General features: G+C 70.8%; 19 protein-coding genes and 1 pseudogene. 12 read left to right on the top strand and 8 right to left on the bottom strand.

Annotated elements, in window-relative coordinates:
* Window positions 1–349: 349 nt before the first annotated feature.
* On the bottom strand, window positions 350–1,240 hold the full coding sequence (locus ACFV3E_RS39590; protein ID WP_500540307.1) for an AraC family transcriptional regulator: 891 nt from the start codon (window positions 1,238–1,240) through the stop codon (window positions 350–352).
* Window positions 1,241–1,383: 143 nt separating this feature from the next.
* On the opposite strand from ACFV3E_RS39590, the gene ACFV3E_RS39595 reads away from it, so the two are divergent.
* From ACFV3E_RS39595 to ACFV3E_RS39605, 3 genes and pseudogenes are all read left to right on the top strand, one after another.
* A complete protein-coding gene (locus ACFV3E_RS39595; protein WP_500540309.1) occupies window positions 1,384–1,701 on the top strand; it encodes a putative quinol monooxygenase in 318 nt (105 codons plus the stop codon).
* Window positions 1,702–1,992: 291 nt separating this feature from the next.
* Window positions 1,993–3,237 carry an RNA-guided endonuclease InsQ/TnpB family protein gene (locus ACFV3E_RS39600; RefSeq protein WP_500540312.1) on the top strand — a complete coding sequence of 415 codons (1,245 nt, stop codon included), beginning with the start codon at window positions 1,993–1,995 and terminating at the stop codon, window positions 3,235–3,237.
* A gap of 7 nt (window positions 3,238–3,244) precedes the next feature.
* A pseudogene (locus ACFV3E_RS39605) lies at window positions 3,245–3,925 on the top strand (alpha/beta hydrolase fold domain-containing protein); the annotation flags it as partial.
* A gap of 73 nt (window positions 3,926–3,998) precedes the next feature.
* On the opposite strand, the gene rph reads toward ACFV3E_RS39605, so the two are convergent.
* Window positions 3,999–6,590 (bottom strand): rifamycin-inactivating phosphotransferase, encoded by a 2,592-nt coding sequence (gene rph / locus ACFV3E_RS39610; RefSeq protein WP_500540314.1) that lies wholly within the window; start codon window positions 6,588–6,590, stop codon window positions 3,999–4,001.
* A gap of 253 nt (window positions 6,591–6,843) precedes the next feature.
* The gene (locus ACFV3E_RS39615) at window positions 6,844–9,207 is read right to left on the bottom strand and encodes a glycosyl hydrolase family 95 catalytic domain-containing protein (RefSeq protein WP_500540316.1); all 2,364 of its coding nucleotides are present in this window, start codon (window positions 9,205–9,207) and stop codon (window positions 6,844–6,846) included.
* 352 nt (window positions 9,208–9,559) lie between these two features.
* Here ACFV3E_RS39615 and ACFV3E_RS39620 point away from each other — a divergent pair, with 352 nt between their 5' ends.
* Window positions 9,560–10,729 carry a bifunctional class I SAM-dependent methyltransferase/NUDIX hydrolase gene (locus tag ACFV3E_RS39620; RefSeq protein WP_500540318.1) on the top strand — a complete coding sequence of 390 codons (1,170 nt, stop codon included), beginning with the start codon at window positions 9,560–9,562 and terminating at the stop codon, window positions 10,727–10,729.
* Window positions 10,730–10,817: 88 nt separating this feature from the next.
* Here ACFV3E_RS39620 and ACFV3E_RS39625 read toward each other — a convergent pair whose 3' ends face one another.
* Window positions 10,818–11,504 carry an alpha/beta fold hydrolase gene (locus ACFV3E_RS39625; protein WP_500540320.1) on the bottom strand — a complete coding sequence of 229 codons (687 nt, stop codon included), beginning with the start codon at window positions 11,502–11,504 and terminating at the stop codon, window positions 10,818–10,820.
* 90 nt (window positions 11,505–11,594) lie between these two features.
* On the opposite strand from ACFV3E_RS39625, the gene ACFV3E_RS39630 reads away from it, so the two are divergent.
* Both ACFV3E_RS39630 and ACFV3E_RS39635 read left to right on the top strand, forming a co-directional pair.
* Window positions 11,595–12,557: a helix-turn-helix transcriptional regulator gene (locus ACFV3E_RS39630; protein ID WP_500540322.1), complete on the top strand. Its 963-nt coding sequence runs from the start codon at window positions 11,595–11,597 to the stop codon at window positions 12,555–12,557.
* A gap of 143 nt (window positions 12,558–12,700) precedes the next feature.
* Window positions 12,701–14,116 (top strand): glycoside hydrolase family 47 protein, encoded by a 1,416-nt coding sequence (locus tag ACFV3E_RS39635; RefSeq protein ID WP_500540324.1) that lies wholly within the window; start codon window positions 12,701–12,703, stop codon window positions 14,114–14,116.
* A 36-nt stretch (window positions 14,117–14,152) separates the two neighbouring features.
* Here ACFV3E_RS39635 and ACFV3E_RS39640 read toward each other — a convergent pair whose 3' ends face one another.
* Window positions 14,153–14,758, bottom strand: a complete 606-nt coding sequence (locus ACFV3E_RS39640) for a PadR family transcriptional regulator (protein ID WP_500540326.1) — start codon at window positions 14,756–14,758, stop codon at window positions 14,153–14,155.
* A 64-nt stretch (window positions 14,759–14,822) separates the two neighbouring features.
* Here ACFV3E_RS39640 and ACFV3E_RS39645 point away from each other — a divergent pair, with 64 nt between their 5' ends.
* Together ACFV3E_RS39645 and ACFV3E_RS39650 are read left to right on the top strand one after the other, a co-directional pair.
* The gene (locus ACFV3E_RS39645) at window positions 14,823–16,037 is read left to right on the top strand and encodes an FAD-dependent oxidoreductase (protein WP_500540328.1); all 1,215 of its coding nucleotides are present in this window, start codon (window positions 14,823–14,825) and stop codon (window positions 16,035–16,037) included.
* A gap of 70 nt (window positions 16,038–16,107) precedes the next feature.
* Complete coding sequence (locus ACFV3E_RS39650; protein WP_500540330.1) at window positions 16,108–16,398, top strand: toxin Doc; 291 nt, start codon at window positions 16,108–16,110, stop codon at window positions 16,396–16,398.
* Window positions 16,399–16,440: 42 nt separating this feature from the next.
* Here the strand turns inward: ACFV3E_RS39650 and ACFV3E_RS39655 are convergent, their stop codons facing one another.
* A complete protein-coding gene (locus ACFV3E_RS39655; protein WP_500540332.1) occupies window positions 16,441–17,310 on the bottom strand; it encodes an LLM class F420-dependent oxidoreductase in 870 nt (289 codons plus the stop codon).
* Between the two features lie 503 nt (window positions 17,311–17,813).
* Here ACFV3E_RS39655 and ACFV3E_RS39660 point away from each other — a divergent pair.
* From ACFV3E_RS39660 to ACFV3E_RS39670, 3 genes are read left to right on the top strand one after another with little or no spacing between them, the layout of a single operon-like run.
* On the top strand, window positions 17,814–19,253 hold the full coding sequence (locus ACFV3E_RS39660; protein WP_500540334.1) for a family 2B encapsulin nanocompartment shell protein: 1,440 nt from the start codon (window positions 17,814–17,816) through the stop codon (window positions 19,251–19,253).
* A 16-nt stretch (window positions 19,254–19,269) separates the two neighbouring features.
* A complete protein-coding gene (locus tag ACFV3E_RS39665) occupies window positions 19,270–20,319 on the top strand; it encodes a family 2 encapsulin nanocompartment cargo protein terpene cyclase (RefSeq protein WP_500540336.1) in 1,050 nt (349 codons plus the stop codon).
* A gap of 52 nt (window positions 20,320–20,371) precedes the next feature.
* Window positions 20,372–21,250: a geranyl diphosphate 2-C-methyltransferase gene (locus tag ACFV3E_RS39670; protein ID WP_500540338.1), complete on the top strand. Its 879-nt coding sequence runs from the start codon at window positions 20,372–20,374 to the stop codon at window positions 21,248–21,250.
* Between the two features lie 120 nt (window positions 21,251–21,370).
* Here ACFV3E_RS39670 and ACFV3E_RS39675 read toward each other — a convergent pair whose 3' ends face one another.
* Together ACFV3E_RS39675 and ACFV3E_RS39680 are read right to left on the bottom strand one after the other, a co-directional pair.
* Entirely contained in the window at window positions 21,371–22,684 is a 1,314-nt protein-coding gene (locus ACFV3E_RS39675; protein WP_500540340.1) for an MFS transporter, read from the bottom strand.
* Complete coding sequence (locus ACFV3E_RS39680; protein WP_500540342.1) at window positions 22,681–23,289, bottom strand: ArsR/SmtB family transcription factor; 609 nt, start codon at window positions 23,287–23,289, stop codon at window positions 22,681–22,683. Before ACFV3E_RS39680 ends, ACFV3E_RS39675 begins: the two co-directional genes overlap by 4 nt.
* A gap of 199 nt (window positions 23,290–23,488) precedes the next feature.
* On the opposite strand from ACFV3E_RS39680, the gene ACFV3E_RS39685 reads away from it, so the two are divergent.
* Window positions 23,489–24,154 (top strand): maleylpyruvate isomerase family mycothiol-dependent enzyme, encoded by a 666-nt coding sequence (locus ACFV3E_RS39685; RefSeq protein ID WP_500540344.1) that lies wholly within the window; start codon window positions 23,489–23,491, stop codon window positions 24,152–24,154.
* Window positions 24,155–24,310: the final 156 nt, after the last annotated feature.

Below are 24,310 nucleotides of genomic sequence, written 5' to 3' on the forward strand. Positions count from 1 at the left end.
ATTCTTTACCGGAAATGGAGTCTCATCGGCCGCGCGGTGATGCGTCAATGAATGTTTCGCGCGATCGCGCGCGCATGGCGCCGATTACCCCATTCACGCGACGAACAGCCGGCTCCCTGGATCAGGGGACCGCAGCGGATATCACCCATACTGGTGATGCGCGGCGTGAGGGCCGCCCATGGAGGAGTGCGGCGGAAACGCCACCGTCGGCACGGACGAAGGAAACGCCGCCGCCCGATAGCCGGTCGCGTACCGAACAACGCCGGGCCGCCGGCCGTCACTGACGACACGTCAAGCCGGGATCGCCTGGGCGGCCTCAATGGGCCCTCGTTCCCGCTTCCTTGCGCGCCTACGGGGTGTGCGCGGTGTTCCGCATGCGCGCGGCGTCCCGGCTCGGGGGAGCGCCGAACTGGCGGCGGTACTCGCGGCTGAACTGCGAGAGGTTGTCGTACCCGACGCGTTGGCCGACCCCGGTGACGTCGCCCGGGTGGGTGGCGAGCAGCAGTCGTGCCTCCTGTAGCCGGATCTGCTTCTGGAACTGGATCGGGCTCATCGCGGTCACCGCCTGGAAGTTGCGGTAGAAGGCGGAGACGCTCATCCCGGAGCGACGCGCCACGTCCTCGACCCGGAACGGCTCGGCGTAGTGCTCGCGGATCCAGCGCACGGCACGGGAGACGTGGCTGAGGCCGCTGTCGGCCAGGCCGAGCTGGCGCACCGCCGCACCCTGCTCGCCGGTGATCAGACGCCACAGGATCTCGCGCTTGACCAGTGGGGCCAGCACGGCGCGGTCACGGGGTTCGTCGAGCAGGCGCAACAGCCGGACCACCGCGTCCAGTAGCGCCGCCGGGGCGTCGCTGACGGCGATCCCCGACGGGGCGCTCCCGCCGGCCCGGGGGATGTCCCCCGGGCCGGCCTGCAACAGCAACTCGGCGACGGAGGAAGGTTCCAGCGTGAGCCCGAAGCCCAACGCCGGCCGGTCGGGGTCCGCCTGGGTGAACTGCCCGGTCACGGGCAGGTCGACGGATGCGACCAGGTACTGCCCGGGGCCGTACTCGTAGACCCGGTCGCCCAGCGCGAGGCGTTTGGCGCCCTGGGCGATGACCGCGAGCACCGTGCCGGACGTCGAGGGCGCCGGCGGATCCCGCCGGTCCACCCTCGAGACCAGGACGCCGTCGATGTCCGTGGTCGAGTCGGGGCGGGCGTGCCGGGCCAGCAGGGTGCGGAGCTCTTCGAAGGGCATGCGCCCATTGCAGCACCATCGCGTACGACAGCTCCCCTGCATGAGAGGAACGTGCAAGGACGAGCGAGCATCGTTCTAACATTTCCGCAGGTCAGCTCGGTTCAATGGAACCACCCCACTCCATCACCGGGAAGAAGGAATCCATGATTGCGCAGTACGGCTTCAACGCCACCCTGACCGCCAGGCCCGGCACGGGCGACCGGCTGGTCGACCTGCTGCTGACCGGGCTGAACGAGGGCAGCCCCGGCGCGAGCGAACACTGCCTCGTCTACCTCGTCTCCCGTTCCGCCTCCGATCCCGACGTCGTCCACGTCACCGAGGGATGGACCAGCGAGGAGGACCACCACCGGATCTTCGCCGGCGAGGCCGCCCAGGCCATCGTGGCGCAGATCGCCGGACTGCTGGCCGAAGAGCCCGCGTACACCGACTACGTCCCGGTCCGCGGCAAGGCCGCCTTCTGAAGCCGGAAGCCGCTGCCCGGGTGACCCCGTCCCCGACCTGCCGTCCGTCACCACCTCACGAAAGGCCCACGACCATGAGCGCGAGCATGCCCGCGACCACCTCCACGACCACGCCGCGACCCGCCCTCGACCCCGAACTGCGTGATCTCCTGGCCGACATGGATGCCCGGGCTTTCAGGCCGGGGAGGAATGGGTCCTTGAGCCGGAGCCGCGAAGCGGCGGAGCTCTCTGCATATCCGTCCTGACATGCGCTCTCTTCCATTGTCGGTGGGGGCTGTTAGGTTCCGGAGCATGACGACGACCGTGGTGGCCGAGCAGGGGGTCGGGCATGCCCGGTACACCTACCGGCTGCGTGTGTCGTCCACGGCGCGTGCCGCTCTGGAGGCGGAGTGGGCGCGTTGCCGGTGGGTGTGGAACGAGTGCGTGACCGTGTCCCGCAAGGTCCACGGCCTGAACAAGAGTGCCGGGCAGAAGATCACGTGCGGCCCCGCGCAGCTGGACAGGATGCTGACCGAGGCGCGGCGGTCGATGGCGTGGCTGCGGGAGGGCAGTTCGGTGCCGCAGCAGCAGGTCATCCGGGATTTCGCCAAGTCCCGGACCAAGGCGTTGAAGGACATCGCGACGCGGCTGCCGATGAGGCAGCGGGCCGGGATGCCCCGCATCAAGCGCAAGCGGGAGGCCGCGCCGACACTGAACTACACCACCCGGGGTTTTAGGCTCAAGGACGGACGTCTGCACCTGGCCGGTGGCATCGTGCTCACGGTGGTGTGGTCCCGCGACCTGCCGTCCGCACCCACGTCGGTACGCGTGTACCGGGACCGCCTCGGCCACTGGTACGCCTCGTTCGTCATCGCCATTACCCCGGAGCCGCTACCTGCCACCGGCGCCGTGATCGGTATCGACTGGGGCGTGCGTGAGACCGCGACGACCACCAGCGACGCCCACGACCTGCCGCACGCCCGGCACGGCAAGACCGCCGCGCAGCGTCTCGCGCGGTACCAGAAGATGATGGCCCGCCGTAAGCCTGCTCGTGGGCAGTCCGCGTCCAGGGGCTACCGCAAGGCCAGGCACCAGACGGCGAAGCTGCACAAGAAGGTGGCGCGCCGGCGGCAGGACACCGCCCGCAAGTGGGCCAAGCGCGTCGTGCGCGACCACGACGTCATCGCGGTCGAGGACTTCCGGCCGAAGTTCCTCGCGAAGACGACCATGGCGCGCAAGGCGGCGGACGCCGCGATCGGCGCCACGAAGACGGCTCTGATCGAGATGGGCCGCAAGCACGGGCGGGACGTCCGCCTGGTGCATCCCGCGCACACCACCATGGACTGCGCGTCGTGCGGAGCGAGAACCAAGCACGCACTCCCACTCTCGGAACGTACCTACACCTGCACCGCGTGCGGAGCCGTGTCCCCCAGGGACAAGAACTCCGCCCGCGTGATGCTGGTCCGGGCTGGTCTCAACCCGGCTGGTGCCGATCGTGTAAGCGCTGGAGGACCGCTGGTCCCCAGCCCACGTGAGCCAGGAATCCCCGTCCATTAGGACGGGGAGGATGTCAAAGATCGACATGCCGCTGGAGTGGCTCGACACCTTCGGCGCGGTCGTCGCCTCCGTGGACTACCGGCTCGCCCCCGAGGCCACCGGCACCACCCTCGTCGAGGACTGCTACCAGGGCCTGCTCTGGATCTCCGAACACGCCGAGGAACTGGGTATCGACCCCGCCCGGATCGTGGTCGCCGGTGCCAGCGCGGGCGGTGGACTCGCGGCCGGAGTCACCCTGCTGGCCCGCGACCTCGGCACCCCCGCCATCGCCGCCCAGATGCTGATCTGCCCCATGCTCGACCACCGCGACACCACCGTCTCCAGCCGCCAGTACTCCGGCGGGCCCGGCGTCTGGACCGGCGAGATGAACGCGTTCGGATGGCGCGCGGTCCTCGGTGACCGCACCGGCGACGAGGTGTCCCCGTACGTCTCGCCCGCGCTGGCCGACGACCTCTCAAGCCTGCCGACCACCTACGTCGACACCGGCTCCGCGGAAGTCTTCCGCGACGAGGACACCGACTACGCCACCCGCATCTGGGCGGCTGGCGGCCAAGCCGAACTCCACGTCTGGGCAGGCGGTTTCCACGGCTTCGACGCCCTGTACCCGCAGGCGCGCATCTCGGCCACGGCCCGCCGGACCCGCACCGACTGGCTCGCCCGGCTCCTGTCCCCCCACCCCGCCGCGTAACGCCGCACGCGTGGGTCCCGAGATGGGTGCGGGGGGTTGTGCGCCCGATTCCCGGCGCACAACCCCCTCTCCGTCAGGGCAGGATCTCGACGTACCCGTCGGTTCCGTGCACGCGGATCCGCTGCCCGTCCCGGATCCGCCGGGTGGCCTGGTCCACGCCCACGACGGCCGGCAGGCCGTACTCCCGGGCGATCACCGCGCCGTGGGTCATCAGACCGCCCACCTCGGTCACCAGGCCCGCGATGGCGACGAACAGCGGCGACCAGCTGGGGTCCGTGAAGGTCGTGACCAGGATGTCGCCCGCCTCCAGATCGGCCTCCGCGATGTCCAGGATGACGCGGGCACGTCCCTCGACGGTCCCGGCGGAGACCGGGAGGCCGATCAGGGCGCCGGCCGGCACGTCGTCGCGCCGGTACGCCCCGGTGAGGGCCTCGCCGTCCGATGTGAGGACCCGGGGCGGTGTGAGCGCCTGGTACGACCGGAAGGCGTCCTTGCGCTGCTGGATGAGCGGGGCGTCCACCTGGTGCGAGCGCACCACGTCGTGGAATTCCTGGAACGTGAGGTAGAAGACGTCCTCCTTGTCGGCGAGCACGTCGGCCCGCACGAGGCGTTCGGCCTCCTCCAGCAGGGCCCGCTTGTAGACGAAGTAGCGGCTGACGATGCCGTACTTCGGGTACTCCCGGTACCCGATGAAGGTTCGGACCCGGTCGATCATCCCCTTGGTCTCGTCGGCCTTGCGGTCCCCGTCCGGCAGGGCCCGCAGGCGTGACAGCACGTCCTGTTCCTTCTCCTGCGCCTTCTGCCGACCTTCCTCGAAGCGTCGCTCGGCGGCGCCCGGCTCGAAGTTCCTGACGTTGTCGAGGATCACGGGCACGAGCGCGGTGGGGCGCTCGCGCCAGCGCGGCCTCGTGATGTCGATCTCGGCGACGCAGCGCATGCCGTACCGGTCGAGGTAGGTCTCGATGGCGTCGCGCGCCTTGGTCCCGCCCGCGAGTTTCGGCAGCTCGTCCAGGAAGCCCTCGTCCTGTACGCCCTGCAGGAACGCCACCACCTCCGCGTGCGGGCGGATCACGTCCGCGACGTCGAGCAGCGCCAGTCCCATCTCCGACGTGATGTTGTCGGGGGCGGACAGCGTGAGTGTGTCAGCCGCGTTCTTCTCGCCCAGCCACTCCTGCAGCTTGTCGTTGAGCCACCAGGTGGCCTCCATCCCCGCCATGATCGCCTGCATGTTCAGCGGATCACCGAGGGCCCGCTTGTGCTCCTCGAAGGCCTCCAGCAGGAAGGCGAACAGCGCCGGGCCGGTCTTCGCCTGGATGTCGCGCTCCAGGGCGGCGATGGACACCTGGCTGCGCTTGATCAGCTCGGTGACGATGGCCGGATCGGTCTCGATCGGGGCGGGAGCAGCGCCGAACGGGAGCCCGCCGGGAGGTGCGTCCGGGAGCGACGGTACGAAGTCGTCGCGGTCGAGGACGGTCTCCAGGGCGTCCCTGACCAGTGGATCGCCCTTCCCCATGACGTCCAGGAGGGCGGCGCGGCTCGCGGGTGAGGCCAGGCGCCGGGTGGCGTCGACGAACAGCCTCCCGCCGGCCGCGTGCATCGGCGCCATGGCCGTCAGCTGCCACATGGACAGCCCCAGGGGCTTCATGGGGTCGGTCATCATCTGCTGATGGCCGACGGAGACGTAGACGTGGTTCTCCTCGTCCCCGGCCTCGGGGATGGGGAACAGCGTCGTGATTGGCCGGCTCTGGACGATCTGGAAGGCGTCGTCGACCAGGCACCATTCGATGTCCTGCGGGCGGCCGAAGTGCGCTTCGATCCGCCGCCCGAGCTGCACGAGCCGTACGACCTGCGCATCCGTCAGCGCCGGCTGCTCCTGCCGCTGCGCGTCGATGGCCACTTCGTGCGTGCCGCCGGTCGGCAGGGCGTGAACGGCACGTTGCTTGGCGGCGATCGCCTTGGTGACGACTTCGCCGTCCCGCACCGTGAAGACGTCCGGGTTCACCAGGCCGGAGACCAGGGCCTCGCCGAGGCCGAAGCCGGCGTCCACGGTGGCGAGCTTCCGGTTGCCCGTGACGGGGTCGGCCGTGAACAGGATGCCGGACGCGTGCGGGAACACCATCTGCTGCACGACCACGGCCATGTGGACCGTACGGTGGTCGATTCCGTTGCGCCGGCGGTAGGTCACGGCCCGCTCGGTGAACAGCGAGGCCCAGCACCGGCTGACGTGCCGGAGGATCTCCGCCGGCCCCACGACGTTCAGGTAGGTGTCCTGCTGGCCGGCGAAGGAGGCCGTCGGCAGGTCCTCCGCCGTCGCGCTGGACCGCACGGCGTAGGCGGCCTGCTCACCGAGCCGGGTGAGCGGGCGGGCGATCGCCGCCGCGAGATCGTCCGGGATGGCGATCCCTTCGATGGCCCGGCGGATCTGCGCGCTGAGCGTGCGGATCGCCTCGCGGTCGTCCGGGTCCAGGCGCGACAGCTCATCGAGCCGGTCGTCGATCGACGGGGCTTCCGCCATGACCCGCCGGAAGGCGTCCGTCGTCACGCAGAAGCCGCCCGGCACGCGGATGCCGTCGATCCGCGACAGCCCGCCCAGGTGCGCGCCTTTGCCGCCGACGACAGTGACCTGCGTTTCGTCGACCTCTGGCAGATCGATCACGTACTGCACGTCGTGCCCTCATTTCCGCAGGTTGTGGCTTCGGCCGACGATTGTGCGCCACCCCCCGGGCCTTGCCGCAAGCCCCCCGGTGCGCTATACCTTGAGAGTGGCGAGGAGAGAGGTCTCCTTGCCTTTGCTTTTTCCCGTCTGCTGGAACCGGCGAGCCGGACGTCCCACCGGGCCACGGATGCGGCCGCGGAGCGGAACCGGGAATGCGAAACGGCCCGCCGGGGGGACCGGCGGGCCGTCACGAAGACCGTGGCTAGGGGATGCGTATCGTCACGGACTTGCCGGGCTTGAGGGTGAGCTGCTTGCGGAAGGCGCCGGCGCGCAGCTCGGTGGCGGTCCCGCCGGTGCTGCGGACGGTGGCCTCGGTCACCTTGCCGTTGCGCCAGGACAGGTCCACCTCGAAGCCGCCGCGGGCGCCGACGCCGGTCACCGAACCCTTGGCCGCCCAGGCCTGGGGGAGTGCGGGCAGCAGCTCGATGACGCCCGGCCGAGAGTAGAGGATCATCTCCAGCGCGGCGGTGGCACCGCCCAGGTTCGCGTCGATCTGGAAGATCGTGTAGCTGCCCTGGCTGTACATGTCGAACCAGTTGGCGGAGGTGCCGTTGCCGTTGGTGATGGACGGCCGCAGGACCGTCAGGTACAGCTGGTAGGCCTTCTCCGCGTCCTTCAGCCGGGACCAGCACAGCGACCGCCACGCGCACGCCCAGCCGAAACTGTCCATGCCGCGCGCGGTGAGCAGGGCACGGACCCCTTCGAGCAGTTCCGCCGGGCTGGTGTCGGCGGCGATCCGGTCGCCCGGGTAGAAGCCGATCAGCGGAGACAGGTGCCGGTGCGTGACCTCGCCGAGGTTGTCGGGGGTCATCCACTCCTCGAGCCAGCCGGTCTTCGGGCTGACCCGGGGCAGGTAGAGCTTGGCCTGCATCGCGCTCAGCTCGGCGGCCAGCTCGGTGTCGCGGTGGAGCACGCGGGAGGCGGCCTTGAACTCCTCGAAGAGCTCCCACGCCAGTTCCTGCCCGTAGGTGTTGCCCTTCCCGTCCGGACCGTGTTCCGGGGACCAGGAGGTGTCGTCGATCAGGACCTGTTGGGACGTGCCGTCCGTGCCGGTGACCGTGGTGGTGATCAGGCGCGCCTGCCAGAACTCCGCGGCCCCCTTCAGGACGGGGTAGATCAGCTCCAGGTAGGCGCGGTCCTGGCTGTACTCGTAGTGCCGCCAAAGGGAGTTGCACAGCCAGGCGTTGCCGGAGGGGTGCCAGGCCCAGCCGCTGCCGCCGTGGATGTTGGTGGAGAAGGCGACCGCCCAGCCGGCGATCTTCCCCGTGCTGTTGCGGAACCGGTTGCGTTCGTCGTTGTACAGCCGCTTGGTGACGTCGGTCCAGACCGGCAGCTGGGACACGCAGTACCGGGCGAGGGCGTACGCGTTCTCGCCGAGGCCGGCCGGGTCGGCCAGCCAGTAGTTCATCTGGACGTTGATGTCGGTGTGGTAATCGGCGTACCAGTCCGGGTTGTTGTTGTGCACCCAGATGCCCTGCAGGTTCATCGGCAGCCAGTCGCGGGAGCCGGTGATGGTCAGGTAGCGGCCGTACTGGACGTAGGCGGCCTCCAGTTCCGGGTCCGGCGTGGTCGCGTCGGTGTACCTCACGGCGATGCGCGACCAGGAGTCCAGGGACCGCTGCAGCGCCGACGACTCGCCCAGGTCGATGCTGAACCGGTTGTAGAGCCGGTGGTAGTCGGACACGTGGGTCTTGAGGAGTTCGTTGCCGGGCACCTTCGCCGCGGCGGCGATCTTGGCGCGGGCCACCGCGAGGGGATCGGTGCCCGGCTCGCGGAACTTCTTCGTGGCGTCGGGGGAGTAGTCGGTGCCGCCGCACACCACGATCAGCAGTTCCCGGCACCCGGCGAAGGACAGTTTGTCGCCCTCCACACTGACCCGGCCCGACGCACTGACCGCGGTCACCGCCGCCGCGTAGCGCAGACCGTTCTTCAGCGTCCCGGCGAACGACACGTGCCCGCTGCCGCCCGCGGTGGTCTCGCCGTGCGTGCCGGCCAGCGAGACCGTACCGGTGTGCGGCCCGCCGCTGAGCCGGACGACGACCACGTCGTCCGGATGGCTGGCGTACACCTCGCGCCGGTGGAGGTTGCCCTCGTGCAGGTACTCCGCGGAGACCACGCCGTTGCTCAGGTCGAGCCGGCGACGGTACTTGCTCACCGCCTCGCCGGAGTGGCCGGGCAGCGCGATCCGGAGCTTGGCCAGGAGGCCGAAGCTGCCGAAGTCGTCCGGACCGTACGGCAACTGGCCGTCGTCGGTCAGGTTGTCGTTGGTGCCGCCGGTCCAGAACGCGCCGTCGGTCAGGTAGAGGAAGTCGTCCGCCGGATCGCCGCCGACCAGCGCGCCCAGCCGGCCGTTGCCGACCGGCAGTGCCTCCTGGATGATGCGCGCCTCGTTGGCGGGCGTGCGGTACCAGATCGACGTGGCCTTCCCTTCCGGGACGATGTCCACGCTGGTCGGACGGGCGGGAGCGGCATGTGCGGCGAACGGGTAGAGGCCGCTCGACAGGGCGAGAGCGCCACTGGTGGCGCCGGCCAGGCGGAGGAAGTCACGTCGGGAAGAAGCGGACACGGCAAGGGTTCCCTTCCAGGGTCACAGCAGCCCACGAAAAGTATTCATAAATAATCAACTTGTTTCGCCCATGTCAACGGCTGATGCCAAATTAACCCGACCTTTGCCCTCGCCGCTGTTGATCTTATGGACTTTTAGTCCGTGATTTCCCCATCTCCGGCGTGAGGTTCAAGGCTCCGCGACGTGAGTAGGTCGGATGTCTACGGTGCGACGGCGAAAGTGATCTGACGGCTCGTCGGGTTTCGGCGCACGCACGCTCATCGACGGCGGCGCGTGGTGTGGTGTCGAATGGCCGTCATGGGCAGGCGCGGCCGCACCGTGGGGTAAGGACAGCACTGTGGATCCTGCGGAAGTGACGAACGCCGACGCCTGGACCGCCTACGGGGCCCACCACGTGGCCAGAGGCACCGACGTTCCCGACGCGGACGACATCTCCTGGGGCTTCTGGCCGGACGGGCACGGCGTGGAGGCCCTGGGCGACGTGCGCGGCCGGCGGGTCGCGGACCTCGGATCGGGTCTGGGCAGGCATGCCGCCCATCTGGTCCGCGCGCACGGTGCCGACGTCGACGCCGTCGAAGCCTCGCCCACCCAGTACGAGCGCGCCGCCGCACGCTACTCCGCCGTGCCGGGACTGCGCCTGATCCTGTCCGACGCGGTCGACCATCTGCGGCGGGCGGATCCGTACGAGGTGATCTACTCCGTCCACGGTTTCGCGTACGTCGACCCGCGCCGGCTGCTGCCCGCCGTCGCGGACGCGCTGGCACCGGGCGGCAGGCTGGTGTTCTCGGTCCTGCACACCGACTCCGACGGCCAGGGCCCCTCGGACACCGTCACGGCCCGCCCGCAGATCCTGCCCTTGGCAGGCGGCGGGCAGCTCATCGTGCAGATGTGGATCCTGACACCGGAGTTGTGGCGGGACCTACTGGAGGAGCACGGCTTCGTCGTCGAGCGGATCGAGGTCCTTGACGCGCCGGAAGAGGGTGTCCCGACGTCCTGCCGCCTGTTCCGCGTACGTCGGCGCACCCGGGTCACCAGCCGCCCCCGCACCACCGGCCCGCCGCCGCCGAACACCGCCCTCGGCGTCGGGGCGATCCTCCACGGCCCCCGCGGTCTTCTGCTGGGCCGGCACCGGCGGGGTACGTGGGAGCTGCCCGGGGGTTCGGTGGAAAGGGGGGAGTCCCTGGCCGGCACCGCCGCCCGTGAGGTGAAGGAGGAAACCGGCTGCACCGTACGCGAGGAGGACGTCGAGCTGCTCGGCCTGCTCCTGGACGAAGCCCAGGGCGTGCTGCGGGCGACCGTGGCCGCGGTGATCACCGCATGGGACGGCGAGCCGGCCGACCAACCCGGCGAGAGCGTGGGCGACTGGCGGTGGTGGCCGCTCGACCGGCTCCCGAACGGCCTGTTCGTCCCCAGTGCCCAGTGCCTGACCACCTGGCGCCCCGACCTGCCGATCGAGCACCCACCCGCCCGGCTCCATCCCCTGCGGGGAACCGGCGCCGTGCGGGCCCGCCGCGACGTATGAGTTCTCGTTGCAGGTCGGCGGGTCACCCTGGGCCACCGCGGTCCGGATGATCTCCGCCGCTCTGCGTCCGGGCCCGGTGGACCCCTCGTCAGGCCGCGTCGGCTGCCCGGGCCAGGATCCGGGCCAGTTCGGCGGGCTGGGTGATCATGGGCCAGTGGCCCGATTCGATGTCGGCGAAGTCGACGTGCTTGGCCCGGGCGAGCTCCGGGATGTCACCGGCGTTGATCCACTCCTGCGCCTGCGGGGGCGTGAACTCGGGGCATACGACCACGACCGGGACGTCGAACCTCCGTTCGTCCGTCAGTCGCACCACTGCCTTGGACACGCCCGCGGGCACGGGGATCGCGGCGGCCGCCAGCTCTCGCCTGGCCCCGTCGTCGAGGTCGGCGGCGTCCGGCCCCTCGAAGGGGCCCCAGCCGGGGAAGGGCATGACGCCGTCGGTCACCTCGAAGAAGTCCGCGTACGGCTGACCGTCGGCGGTCGGGAAACCACCGATGAGGGCGACCTTGGCGACCCGCTCCGGCCGCCGGTCGGCAGCCAGCCAGGCCAGCGTGGAGGCGGCGGAATGCCCCACCACCAGGGGCTTGCCGGGTGCGGCGTCCACCGCGGCGAGCACCGTGGCCAACTGTTCGTCGAGGGTGGCGGACACGGAGCCGTCCCCCTGGCCCGGGAGGGTGAGTGGCACGGGGCGATGGCCGAGCGATTCCAGCGCGGGCGCGACGCGGTCCCACACGGATCCGTTCAGCCACAGGCCGCCGATGAGCAGGATGTCCATGGTCGGTTTCCCTTCTCCAAGTTCGTGGACGCCACCGTAGGAGGAGATCCGGACGATCCACTGCCGGTTCATTGGGATTAACCTGCTCCCGTGCCGAACGATCTGAGCCCCACCGCGCGGGCGCTGCGCGCCCTGGAGATCCTCCAGACCCGCCCCGGTACGACGGCCGGGGAACTCGCCGTGCGGCTGGGCGTCACCGAGCGCGCCGCGCGCCGGTACGTCGGGATCCTCCGGGAGGCCGGCATCCCCGTGGAGTCGGCACGGGGGCCGCATGGCGGGTACCGGCTGGGACGCGGGACGAGGCTGCCTCCGGTGCACTTCACGCAGTCCGAGGCCCTCGGCCTGGTGATGGCGGTACTCAGCGCGCAGCCGGCCGCGGCCGACACCGACGACCTGGTCGGCGCCGCCCTGGGCAAGGTCGTCAAGGCGCTTCCGGAGGGCGTCGGCCAACAGGCGGCGCTGCTGCGGGAGTACGCGTCGGCCGCGGGGGACCCGTACGCGGCGCGCCCCGATCCGGCCATCACCAGCGAACTCGTCGACGCCGTCGCGGCCCGGCGGCGCGTGTCGGTCACGTACCGCAGTGAGGCCGGCAACGAGTGGGAGGCGGAGGTGGATCCCTGGTCCATCGTCGTCCGCTACGGGCGCTGGTACGTGCTGTGCCACTCCCATCGTGCGGACGCGATCCGCACCTACCGGCTCGACCGGATCCGTGCGGTCCGGCCGACCGGTCACGGATTCGAGCCGCCCGAGGGCCTGGACCCGGTGGCGGCGCTCGAGGAGAACCTGGGTCTGGGGTGGGAGTTCTCCACCCGCGTGGTGTTCGACGCGCCCCTGTCCGAGGTGGCCCCGTGGATCCGGCCGCCCATGGGGCGGCTGGAGCCCTCGGGGGAGGGATGCGTGCTGGTCGGCAGTACCCGCAACCCGGAGATGTACGCGCAGGAATGGCTGGCAAGAGTGCCGTTCGCCTTCCGCGTCGAGGGCGGGGAGGAGCTGCGTGCCGCGGTTGCGGCGCTCGTGGCGCGTCTCGCCGCCGCGGTGGCGGAAAGCCCCTGACCGCTACGGGGTCGGCGTCGCCGCTTGAGCCGGTCATCGGAAGGATGTCCCGTCAATGTGGTGATGTCTCCCAGGGCCGGGCAAGGAGGGGCAGCTTTTGGGGCATGTGTGCGGTTATGGGAAGTTTCGTGAGGCCTGGCGGAGTGTCACGCCGCAGGCTGCTCGGTGCCGTCGCCGCCTTGACGCCCGTCGCCGCCGTGCCGGCCGTGCCGCGTGCGGCTGCCGACGCCGCGCCCGATCCGTACGCGGACCTGGGTGAGGAGGCCGTCGCCTCGTTCCGCCGCGCGTGGGACGCCTACCGGCGGCTGGCCTGGGGCCGTGACGAGCTGCGGCCGCTGCGTGGCCGCGGAGCGGACTTCTTCGCCCGGGGTCACACGTTCGGCCTGACGATCGTCGAGGCGCTCGACACGCTGTACCTGATGGAGCTGGACGAGGACCTGGCCGCGGCCGTCCATTGGGTGCGCAACGAACTCGTCCTCGATCAGGACGTGCCGGTCCAGGTCTTCGAATCGATCATCCGGCTGGTCGGCGGGCTGCTGTCGGGGCACCTGGCGACCAGGGAACCCGTGCTGCTGGATCTGGCCCGCGACCTCGCGGACCGGCTGATGCCCGCCTTCGTCAAGTCGCCCACGGGCGCCCCCTACCGCTACGTCAACCTCTCCACGGGCGCGGTCGGCGGCGGGGTCAACTACCTCGCCGAGATCGGCACCTGCATCACCGAGTTCGGGGAGTTGTCCCGGCTCACCGGCGACCGCTCCTACTACGGTGCGGCCAAGCGGGCGCTGCGTGCCGTCTACGAACGCCGCTCGCGGCTGGACCTCGTGGGCACCAGCATGAACGTCGACACCGGGGCGTGGACCGGTACCACCGCCACCCTCGATCCGCCGGTCGACTCCTTCTACGAGAGTCTGTGGCACGGCTGGGCACTCTACGGCGACGAGGAACTGCACACCTGGTACACCACGCTGACCGCCGGGATCTTCAGGTACCTCGCCGACCGGGACACCGGGCGGCTGTGGTTCCGGCAGGCGCAGATGGCCACGGGCCGCCCCGCCGGCCACGTCGAGTCCGGGCTGACCGCCTTCTACGCCGGCCTGCTCGCCCAGAGCGGCCGCCTCGCCGGCGGCGAGAGCTACCTCGACAGCTGGACCGCCGCGCTCGACACCTTCCGCCTGCCGCCGGACCTCTTCGACTACCGCACCCTGCGCGCGATCGACCCGTCCTATCCGCTGCGCCCGGAGTACGCCAACTCCTGTCTGCTCCTGTGGCTCACCACCGGGAAGGAGCTGTACCGCGCCCGTGCCCGCGAGATGTTCGGCCGTCAGGAGCGCTACTGCAAGGTCCGCAACGGCTACACGGTCGTCCGGGACGTGACGGCGTCCCCGATGAAGCTGGGGGACCTGACCCCGGCGTACTGGTTCAGCGAGAACGCCAAGTACTACTTCCTGATGTTCGCCCGGGCGCGCCGTTTCGACTACCGCTCCAGCTATCTGACGACGGAGGGCAACGTCCTGCGCGGGCTGCTGGCCCCGGGCACCGGAGGCCCTGCCGGGAAGTGACGCGGCACTGCCCGGCCGCCCCGGCCGCCCCGGCGGTCACCCGTCGTCGCCCGCGTGTGCGAGGAGTTCCTCGGGTGACCAGGCCAGGCGTCCGTCGGCGAAATCGGCCAGGACGCCCCGGACCCATGCCAGCTCCGCCGCCGTCATCGTGCGCACGTACCCCAGCTCCAGCGTCGCGATCCGCGGCAGCCCGCTGTCCGTTTCCCGGGCGAGGTCCGCGTCGTGCTTGGTGAGGGCGGCCTCCAGGGCCTCGGCGCGGCGGCCGAGCGCATCCCGCAGTGCCTCCGGCGTCAACATCATGATCAGCGACAGCGCGGCGGGAAACTCGGGGAACTCCTGCTTCGGCGTGGAGAGCATCTCGTCGAGCCAGCGGTGCGCCGTCTCGCTGCCCGTCTCGGTGACCTCGTAGACCGTGCGCTCCGGGTACTGCGCGTCCCTGCCCGTCTCGCGGACCGCGATCAGCCCGGCGGCGAGCAGGCGCTCCATGGTCCGGTACAGGCCGGCCCGCTGACCGACGTTGACGACCTGGTCCTTGCCCCATTCCTTGAGCAGCCGCTGGATGCCGTAGGGATGCAGCGGCTTGTAGTGCAGCAGGGCCAGGACGGTCAGGGCGAGGGGGGAACTCCGGGGCGCAGTGCTCATGGCTCGATGCTACCCACGGTTGAACTAGTTGACTAGAGACTAGTTGCAGTGCAACTATCCAGTCATGACGAACTCGACTGGCACCACGAATGGCAAGGTCCGCTCCGCACTGGTCATCGGCGGCGGTATCGCCGGTCCCGTCACCGCGATGGCGCTCCAGCAGGCGGGCATCGAGGCGACGGTCTTCGAGGCGTACGAAGGCCCGGCCGACGAGGTCGGCGGCGGCATGGGACTGGCGCCGAACGGATTCCAGGCGTTCGACGCGATCGGCGTGGGCGACGCGATCCGCGCGGTCAGCACCGAGATGAACGGCATGGTGCTGCAGAGCTGGAACGGCAGGAAGTTGGCCGAGTTCGGCACGCTGCCCGGTATCGATCCGACGCGCTTCGTGTTCCGCGCGGAGCTGTTCCGGACCTTGCGCGAGGCCGCCGGGGAGCGGGGCGTGGCCACCGTCTACGGCAGGCGCATCGTCGACGCGAGCGAGGACGCCGACGGTGTCACCGCGCGCTTCGAGGACGGCAGCACGGCGACCGCGGACGTGCTCATCGGCGCGGACGGACTGCGCTCCACGGTCCGCGGCCTGATCGACCCGACCGCCTCCGCACCGCGGTTCGCGGGCACGGCCGGGTTCGGCGCCATGGTCGCCGACGCCGGAGTCGCGCCCACCGACGGCATGATGCACATGGCCTTCGGCAAGCGCTGCTTCTTCGCCTGGCAGGTCTTCGCCGACGGCACGGGCCTGTGGTTCGTCAACCTGCCGGTGGCGCAGCCGCTCTCGGTCAACGAGCAGCGCGAGCGCGGCGGTGCCTACTGGCTGGAACACCTGGCGAAGGTCTGCGAAGGCGACGCCACCCCGGCCGGACGGATGCTGGCGGCCACCGACCCCAAGACGATGGTCTTCGCCGGCAGCACCGAGAGCATGCCGCAGCCGGTGCGCTGGAGCCGCGGCCGGATGGTCCTCACCGGGGACGCCGCCCATGCGCCCTCCTCCAGTTCCGGCCAGGGCGCCTCGCTCGCCGCGGAGAGCTCCGTCGAACTCGCCCGCTGCCTGCGCGACCTGCCCTTGCCTCAGGCGTTGGCCCGCTACGAGGAACTGCGCCGGCCCAGGGTGGAGCGGATCATCAAGGAGACCGCCCGCACCAACGCCCGCAAGGCCGCGGGCCCGGTCGCGCGGGTGATCCGCGACGCGCTGCTGCCGACGATGTTCAAGCTGACGAAGCCCGAGAAGAACGCCTGGCAGTTCCGGTACCCGATCGACTTCGACGCCCCGGTGGCCTGACGGCCGGAACCCGCTGAGCTGCGAGGGATCCCCCGGTCGGCTACTGAATGTCCGTGGTAGGCAACGCAGGGTGATCCTTGTCGTCGCCCGGCACCGCGTGAACACCCCGGCCTTCGGCGCCGACTACGACGAGGCCTGGCGTGCGGCCGCCCTGATGCACACCATCATCCAGCTCCGCCCCCTCCCCGCTCGCAACGCCTTGTTCGGCGCGATGGCCGCGGTGGCCTACATGACGGCCGGCGGCCACACCCTCAACGCGCCCTACGCCCCGGTGGAACTCGCCCGCGACATCGTCAGCGGCAAGGCCGACGTGTTCACCGCCGCCGAACGGCATCCGCTCCTGGCGAGCTTGAAGCGTTAGGGCCCGGGTCTGCGGGTCATTGCGCCGACGGCCCCACCAGGGTCACTCCGCCCGGCTGATCCACGTCCGGGCGAGTTCAGCGACCCAGGTGGCTGCCGCGTCGGGACCGCTCGGGGGTGCGCCGACGACGACGAGTTCCGAGACGCCCGCCGCGGCGAGGCCCGGCAGATCCTCCGGCGTGCCGTCGCTCAACGCGACGGCGACCGTGAGCTCGTCGAAGGCGCGACCGTGTCGGGCGCACTCGTCGGCGAGGACGGCCACGTGCGAGCCGACGTCGGCCACCGGGACGTTGAAGCCGTACCAGCCGTCGGCGTGCCTGACCGCGCGGCGCAGGGCGGCGTCGCTGTGGCCGCCGACCACGACCGGGAGCCGGCCGCCGCGCAGGGGCTTCGGGTTGACCCGGATCGCGTCGAAGCGGGTGAACTCGCCCGCGAAGGAGGCCGGATCCTCGGTCCAGAGGACGCGCATCGCGGCGAGGTACTCTTCGGCGCGCCGCCCGCGCCCGGCGAAGGGGACCCCGAGCGCTGCGAACTCCTCGGCCGACCAGCCGGCCCCGACCCCGAGGCAGAAGCGTCCGGCTGAGAGGACGTCGAGTGTGGCGGCCTGTTTGGCGACTACGACCGGGTTGTGCTCGGGCAGCAGGAGCACGCCGGTGGCGAGCCCGATCCGGCTGGTGACGGCTGCCGCGTAGCTGAGGGCGAGCAGCGGGTCCAGCCAGTCCGCGTCCGCGGGTACGGCGATCCGGCCGTCCGGGGAGTAGGGGTAATGAGAGGCGGGCGCGTCCACGAGGACCACGTGCTCGCCGCACCAGAGCCTGGCGAAGCCGTGCGTCTCCGCGGCCGTGGCCACCGCCCCGATGACCTCCGGGCGGGCCCCGTCACCGATGCCGAGCGCGTGCAACCCCACTCGCATCCGCCACCTCCTGGGCGTCACCCTAGGTGTGCAGTGCGGACGCGCACGGGTGACGTGGCACGCCGCGTGGGGTGGTGGCGCAGCGTGTCACCCGGACGGACGAGGCCACCGCCGGTGTCGTGGACCGACCTCACGCCCGGCCAGGCCCGACGTTCGCCTGGACGCCTTCGGCCCTCGGCGGCGGGGCCCGGGATGTCGGGGGCCGTATGTCCCGGCGTCTTGGTGTCCCGGGTGTTTGGGCGGTGGTTTCGTGGTGGTCAATCTTCTCCGGAGGGTGATGTCACACGGCTCACGGAAGCGGTCCGGAGGCGCAGGAGCACACTGTCGGCCACCCCCGCCCCCAACAGCAGGTTTGCCACCCCCGGAGCGCTGATCCGCCCCGTTCACGCCGTACCCCGCGCCCGGACCGTCCTGATTGAGTGGATCACGGGGTCGCCGCCGTCACGTCGTCACCGACCGCGGCGGTCGCCCCGTGTTCGTTCACCAGCCCTGCTGGAGGGAATGTGTCCACACTGGACAGCGCCACCGGTCCCGCCGTCGAAGAACCCGCGCCTGATCCCGCGGCCGAGCAGCTCACGAGCCTGAGCACCCGCGCGGCACGCCAGCTCGCCACGACCACCAAGTCCGAACCGCAGATGCAGGCCATCACCTCGCGGTGGCTGCTGAAGGCCCTGCCGTGGGTGGACGTCAAGGGCGGCACGTACCGGGTCAACCGACGCCTCCAACTGCGCACGAACCGTGGCCGTGTGCACTTCGAGCACAACGGGAGCGACGACATCCGCGTCATCCCGCAGTCGCTCACGGAGCTGCCGATCCTGCGCGGCTACGCCGACACGGACGTCCTGCGGGACATCGCCGGCCACTTCCGGCCCCAGGAGGTGCGCGCCGGACAGGTGCTCTTCGAGGCCGGCCAGCCCGTGACGGAGGTGTACCTGGTCGTCCGCGGCCGGTTCACCCGCTACACCTGCGGCAAGTACGGCGACGAGGGGATCATCGGGGTCGTCACGGACGGCGACCAACTGGGCGACGAGGCCGTGGGACAGCCCGACCCGCTGTGGTCGGCCTCGGTGCGGGCCGAGACGGCCGGGGTCGTCCTCGCGATGCCCTGGGCCGCCGTCGAGGACCTCACGCAGCGTGCGCCCTCCCTCGGCGCGCATCTGCGGTCCTACGTCGACCGGCAGCACCGGCCGATGAACCGCAAGGGCGAGGCCGACGTCCCGGTGCAGGCCGGCCACGTGGGCGAGCCGACGCTGACGGGCGGCTTCGTGGACTACGACCTCGCCCCGCGCGAGTACCAGTTGTCCCTCACCCAGACCGTCCTGCGGCTCCACAGCCGCGTCGCCGACCTCTACAACGACCCGATGGACCAGACCGAGCAGCAACTGCGCCTGACCGTCGAAGAGATCCGCGAGCGCCAGGAGTGGGAGCTGGTCAACAACCGGGAGTTCGGCCTCCTGCACAACGTCGACTACGGCCAGCGCGTCAGCACCTTCTCCGGCCCGCCGGTCCCGGACGACATGGACGAGCTGCTGTCGATGCGCCGCAAGACGAAGGTCTTCCTCGCCCACCCCAAGGCGATCGCCGCCTTCTTCCGGCAGTGCAACCGGCGCGGCCTGATGCCCGGCACCGCGAACCTCGACGGCCACGACGTGCCGGCGTGGCGCGGGGTCCCGATCCTGCCCTGCGGCAAGATCCCGATCAGTGACGACCAGACCACCAGCATCATCGCGTTGCGCACCGGCGAGGCCGATCAGGGCGTCGTCGGCCTCCACCAGACCGGCATCCCGGAGGAGTACCAGCCGGGCCTGAACGTCCGGTTCATGGGCATCGACTCCGCCGCGATCATCAGCTACCTCGTCACCGCCTACTACTCGCTGGCCATCCTCGTGCCCGACGCGGCAGGGATCCTGGAGAACGTCCAGGTCGGCCGGCTCCCCGAATGACGGCCTGGAGCATCCCGTGACCACACACCCCACCGCCTTCACCCTGCCCGGACCCCCCAGCCCCGCCCGCAGCGCGAGAGCGCGGCGCCACGGCGCGATCCCCGGGCTGCTGTACCGGCCCGCGGTGCCCGCCGACCCTGAGAAGGTGCAGGAGGTCGACCTGCGCGTGGAGGCCTGGGCCCGCGCCAACGACCTGTTCCCGGCGGCCTGGCAGGGCGACTTCGCCGGCTTCCAGTTCGGCCGTGCCGTCGTGCTCCAGCACCCGGGGGCCGCCGACCTGGAGCGCCTCACGGCCGCAGGCAAGCTGCTGCTCGCCGAGAACATCGTCGACTCCTGCTACTGCGAGGAGGACGAGGGCCGCGGGGGAGCGCGCAAGGGCCTCGGCGGGCGCCTGGTCATCGCCCAGTCGGCACTCGACCCGTACCACGGCACCCCCGCACTGGAGGAGGAGTGGCGGCAAGGTGTCCGGGCGGACGGCCCGCTGCGCTCCTACCACCTCGCGCTGCGGGACTTCGCCGTCCTGGCCACACCCAGCCAGACCGACCGGTTCGTGCACGACGTCGCCCGGCTGCACCTGGGCTACCTGGCCGAGGCCGCCTGGGCGGAGACCCGCTACGTGCCGCAGGTCTGGGAGTACCTCGTGATGCGGCAGTTCAACAACTTCCGCCCCTGCCTTTCCATCGTGGACGCCGTGGACGGCTACGAACTGCCCGAGCAGGCCTACGCCCGCCCCGAGATCCAGCGGATCACGGCCCTGGCCTGCAACGCCACGACGATCGTCAACGACCTGTACTCCTTCACCAAGGAACTGGCCAGCGACCCGTCACACCTCAACCTGCCCCAGGTCGTCGCCGCCAACGAGCGGCGCGGGCTGAAGGCCGCCTACCTCCGGTCGGTCGAGATCCACAACACGATCATGGCGGCCTTCGAAGAGGAATCGGCCCTGCTCTCCGCCACCTCGCCCCTCGTGGAGCGCTACGCCCGGGGCCTCGCCGCCTGGGTGTCCGGCAACCACGAGTGGCACGCCACCAACAGCCACCGCTACCACCTGCCCGACTACTGGTAACCGCCGCCTGTGACCCACCGGCACATGGCACCCGCACCACGAGGAGCAACAGTTGACCCACGCCCCTGCCGTCCGGCCCGCGGTCCTTCCGGTCCCGGCCCAGTCCACCTACCAGAGCCGGATCGCGGACTACTGGAACGCCGAGGAGAACCCGGTCAACCTCGAACTCGGAAAGATCGACGACCTGTACCACCACCACTACGGCATCGGTGAGGCCGACACCTCGGTCCTCGACGAACCCGATCCCGACCGGCGGCGCAAGCGCATCACCGCCGAACTGCACCGCCTGGAGCACGCCCAGGCCGAACTGCTCGCCTCCAACCTGGGGAACCTCTCCACGGACGACCGCGTCTTCGACGCCGGCTGCGGACGCGGCGGCGGCAGCGTCGTCGCGCATCTTCGCTACGGCTGCCACGCCGACGGGGTCACCCTCTCCACCAAACAGGCCGACTTCGCCAACGACCAGGCCCGTGCCCGGGGCATCGACGACAAGGTCCGCTACCACCACCGCAACATGCTCGACACGGGCTTCGAGACCGGCGGGTACGCGGCGTCCTGGAACAACGAGTCCACCATGTACGTCGAGCTGGACCTGCTGTTCGCCGAGCACGCCCGTCTGCTGCGCCGCGGCGGACGGTACGTGACCGTCACCGGCTGCTACAACGACACCTACGGTCAGGCCTCGCGCGAGGTGTCCCTGATCAACGCGCACTACATCTGCGACATCCACCCACGCTCCGCGTACTTCCGGGCGATGGCGCGCCACCGTCTGGTACCGGTCCACGTGGAGGACCTGACCGAGGCCGCGATCCCCTACTGGGAGCTGCGCAAGCAGGCGGACCACCTGGTCACTGGCATCGAGGACACGTTCCTGACCGCCTACCGCAACGGCAGCTTCCAGTACCTGCTCATCGCGGCCGACCGGGTCTGACCCTTCGGACCGCGACGCCCACGGGCAACCGCCCCTCACCGGCGCGTGGCAGCCGCGCCGGTGAGGGGCAGTCGTTCCGGCAGCCAGGCCCACGTTCCGCCCGGGGGGTTCCCAGGCGGGTCAGGAAGGCGATGGTTGCGCGTCCCGGTCCGTATCGGTGTCCGGAGCTACCGGATGGTCTGGGGTCAGGGCGCGGATGCGTGGTATCGGCGAGGGCAGCAGCCAGAGCAGCGACAGCGCTCCGCCGACGGCAGCGACGAGGAGGGTCACCCGGAGGCCGATGAGGGTGGCGAGGAGGCCGCCGAGGACGGCGCCCACGGGGCGTACGCCGTAGTTGATCGTGCTGTACGCGCCCGCCACCCGACTGCGCATGCCATCGGGGATCACCGCCGCCTGGAGGGAGTTGAGGTTGACGTCGAAGAGCATGACGCCGACGCCGGAGAGGAACTGGGCCAGGGCCAAGGCTCCGACGCGAGCCCACAGGGGACCGCCCGCGGCAGCGGCGATGGCGATCGGCGCCGGGAACAGCACAGCGCCCACGGCGATGCTGCGGCCGATGCCGAGCCTTCGCGAGACCTTCGGCGCGATCACCGCGCCAAGGAGCGAGCCGGTGGCACCGATCCCGAACGCCATGCCGATGACTCCGGCGGTCAGTCCGAGGTTCCGGCTGGCGAACAGCACCATCAGTCCGCTGCCCGCGACGAAGGTGAAGAAGTTGATGGTCGCCACGCACCCGAGACTCGCCCGCAGCACCGGGTGACGGATGACGAACGCCAGTCCCTCCCTGGCACGCCGCAGCAGCGGGGGTGCCGCTCGGTCAGGGACGGCCGGCGGTTCGGCGATCGATACCCGACCGACCAGAATCGCGGACGCGAGGAACGTCAGGGCGTCGACGACGACGGCGACGGGAGCGGTCAGCGCCTGGATCAGAGCGCCACCGATCGCCGGGCCGGCGACGTATGACGCCGACCGGCTGGTACTGAGCTTGCTGTTCGCGTCCACGTAGGAGGAGCGGGGCACCAGGTGGGCGAAGAACGGCGGATAGGCGGTGTTGAACAGCACCGCTGCGGCGCCGGTCAGTAACGCCACGGCGTACAACTGCCCCAGCGTCACCGCCTCCAGCAGATAGGCGGCGGGGAGGGAGAGCAGTACCGCGGCGCGCGCCAGGTCGGCGAGAACCATCAGGCGCCGTTTGTGGACGCGATGGTCGACCCAGGCACCGAGGACGATCCCGAGCAGGTTCGGGGCCCAGATGAGCGCGGTCAGCCACGCCACCTGATGGGCCGAGGCGTGCAGCGCCCCCACCGCGATCAGTGGCAGGGCCAGTTCGGTGATCCGGTCGCCGAACTGCGAGACCGACTGGCCGGCCCAGAAACGACGGAACCTCTGGTCACGCCAGAGCGATATGGGTACGGCCTGGTCCGCGGCGCTCATGACGTCCCGCCGGTCTGCTCCTCGGCGCCCTCGGGCAGGGCGTAACGCAGCAGCCGGACGCCGCGGGCGTCGGCCGGACGCGCGGCCTCGTCACGTGTCACGTAGGGCGCGAGGACGCGTTCGATCGCGTCCTCGATGGCGGCGAGTTCGTCGGCGGAGACGACGACGCGGGTGTTGGCCAGACCCGCACGCCGCAGCCACGCCGGTTCGAGGTCGGGCTCGACCTCGGCGGCCCACCGGTTCGCCAGGTCCGCGGAGCGCACGAACATCTCCCGGGACAGGACCCGCGCGGCCGTCCTGCCCTCCTCGTCCTCCGGGTCCTCCGGCGCCTCGAACCGGAAGCCGCGCGCCACCGCCTCCCACCGGCGCTGGCGACGGTCCGGGCCGGGCTCGGCATCGCGGACGAGGCCGAAGCCCGCCAGATGCCGCAGATGCCAGCTGGTCACCGACGGGGTGGCCCCCACATCGGGCGCGAGTTGTGTCGCCGTCGCCGGCCCGTGCCGCTGAAGGCGTTCGAGGATCGCCAGCCGCACCGGGTGCGCCAGCGCCCGCATCGCCCGCGGATCGGTGATCTCGACATCGCCCAGATGGTTACCGGAATCCATGACGTGAGAGTCTCCTCTCACATATTGTGAGAGTCAAGTCTCACATCTCCGTTCCGGACCGCTGCCGGTGCGCGGGAGATCCAGGTACGGGTGCCGGAGGATAGGCCGCGCACGGGCGATGACTTTGCGCTGGAGCCGGAGTCTCCTTCGTGAATGCCGTTGCCGCAGAGCGCGACCCCGTGACAGGAGACCTGGCCATATGACCGATCCGGAACTGACAGCAGACCGCACCCGCGGGACCGGGGTCTGGCCCCTGATCCACGCCGAGCGAGCGGCGCTGGCGGCCGATCTCGCGGATCTGACGGACGAGCGTTGGGCAACGCCGTCGCTGTGCACCGGCTTGACGGTACGTGAGGTGCTGGCGCACCTGACCGCGGGCGCGAGCCTCAATGCCGTGCGCTGGATGGCGGGAGTGATCCGCTGCAGGTTCGACTTCGACAAACAGGTGGCCATGCGGCTGGCCGAGCAGCTGGGTACCACTCCGGCCGAGACCCTCGAGCGATTCCGGCAGGTCGTCCCGAGCACCACCAAGCCTCCCTTGTCTGCCATGGCGATGCTGGGCGAAACGATCGTGCACGGAGAGGACATCCGGCGCCCGCTGGGCATCCGTCACGACTACCCGGTCCAGGTCGTCACACAGGTCGCCGAGTACTACCAGGGTTCGGACCTCGTGGTCCTTGCCAAGGGCCGCATCGGCGGACTGCGACTCGTCGCGGACGACGGCCCGTTCGCCACCGGTTCCGGGCCGCTCGTGTCCGGCCCCACCGTGGCCCTGATCATGGCCACGACCGGGCGCGCGACCTACTGCGACGACCTCGCGGGCCCCGGTGTGGAACTCCTCCGCAATCGCTGCGGGACAGCGTGATCCGATGCCCCGACCCTCCCACGCGTGGAGTGCTTCCCGCTCCGCACGCGGGCGCGGGGGGGGGGGGGGGGCCCCCCCCCCACCCCCCCCACCGCCCCCCACGCCCGGGCGGACACAAACCACACCCCCACCGCCACCCGGAGCTCGTAATACACA

This window comes from Streptomyces sp. NPDC059718 (genome assembly GCF_042733315.1).
Lineage (GTDB): Bacteria > Actinomycetota > Actinomycetes > Streptomycetales > Streptomycetaceae > Actinacidiphila.

Coding starts and splice junctions, on each gene's coding strand:
- ACFV3E_RS39590 (WP_500540307.1), bottom strand. CDS start 1,240: ATGCCCTTCGAAGAGCTCCGCACCCTGCTGGCCCGGCACGCCCGCCCC.
- ACFV3E_RS39595 (WP_500540309.1), top strand. CDS start 1,384: ATGATTGCGCAGTACGGCTTCAACGCCACCCTGACCGCCAGGCCCGGC.
- ACFV3E_RS39600 (WP_500540312.1), top strand. CDS start 1,993: ATGACGACGACCGTGGTGGCCGAGCAGGGGGTCGGGCATGCCCGGTAC.
- ACFV3E_RS39625 (WP_500540320.1), bottom strand. CDS start 11,504: ATGGACATCCTGCTCATCGGCGGCCTGTGGCTGAACGGATCCGTGTGG.
- ACFV3E_RS39640 (WP_500540326.1), bottom strand. CDS start 14,758: ATGAGCACTGCGCCCCGGAGTTCCCCCCTCGCCCTGACCGTCCTGGCC.
- ACFV3E_RS39645 (WP_500540328.1), top strand. CDS start 14,823: ATGACGAACTCGACTGGCACCACGAATGGCAAGGTCCGCTCCGCACTG.
- ACFV3E_RS39655 (WP_500540332.1), bottom strand. CDS start 17,310: ATGCGAGTGGGGTTGCACGCGCTCGGCATCGGTGACGGGGCCCGCCCG.
- ACFV3E_RS39675 (WP_500540340.1), bottom strand. CDS start 22,684: ATGAGCGCCGCGGACCAGGCCGTACCCATATCGCTCTGGCGTGACCAG.
- ACFV3E_RS39680 (WP_500540342.1), bottom strand. CDS start 23,289: ATGGATTCCGGTAACCATCTGGGCGATGTCGAGATCACCGATCCGCGG.
- ACFV3E_RS39685 (WP_500540344.1), top strand. CDS start 23,489: ATGACCGATCCGGAACTGACAGCAGACCGCACCCGCGGGACCGGGGTC.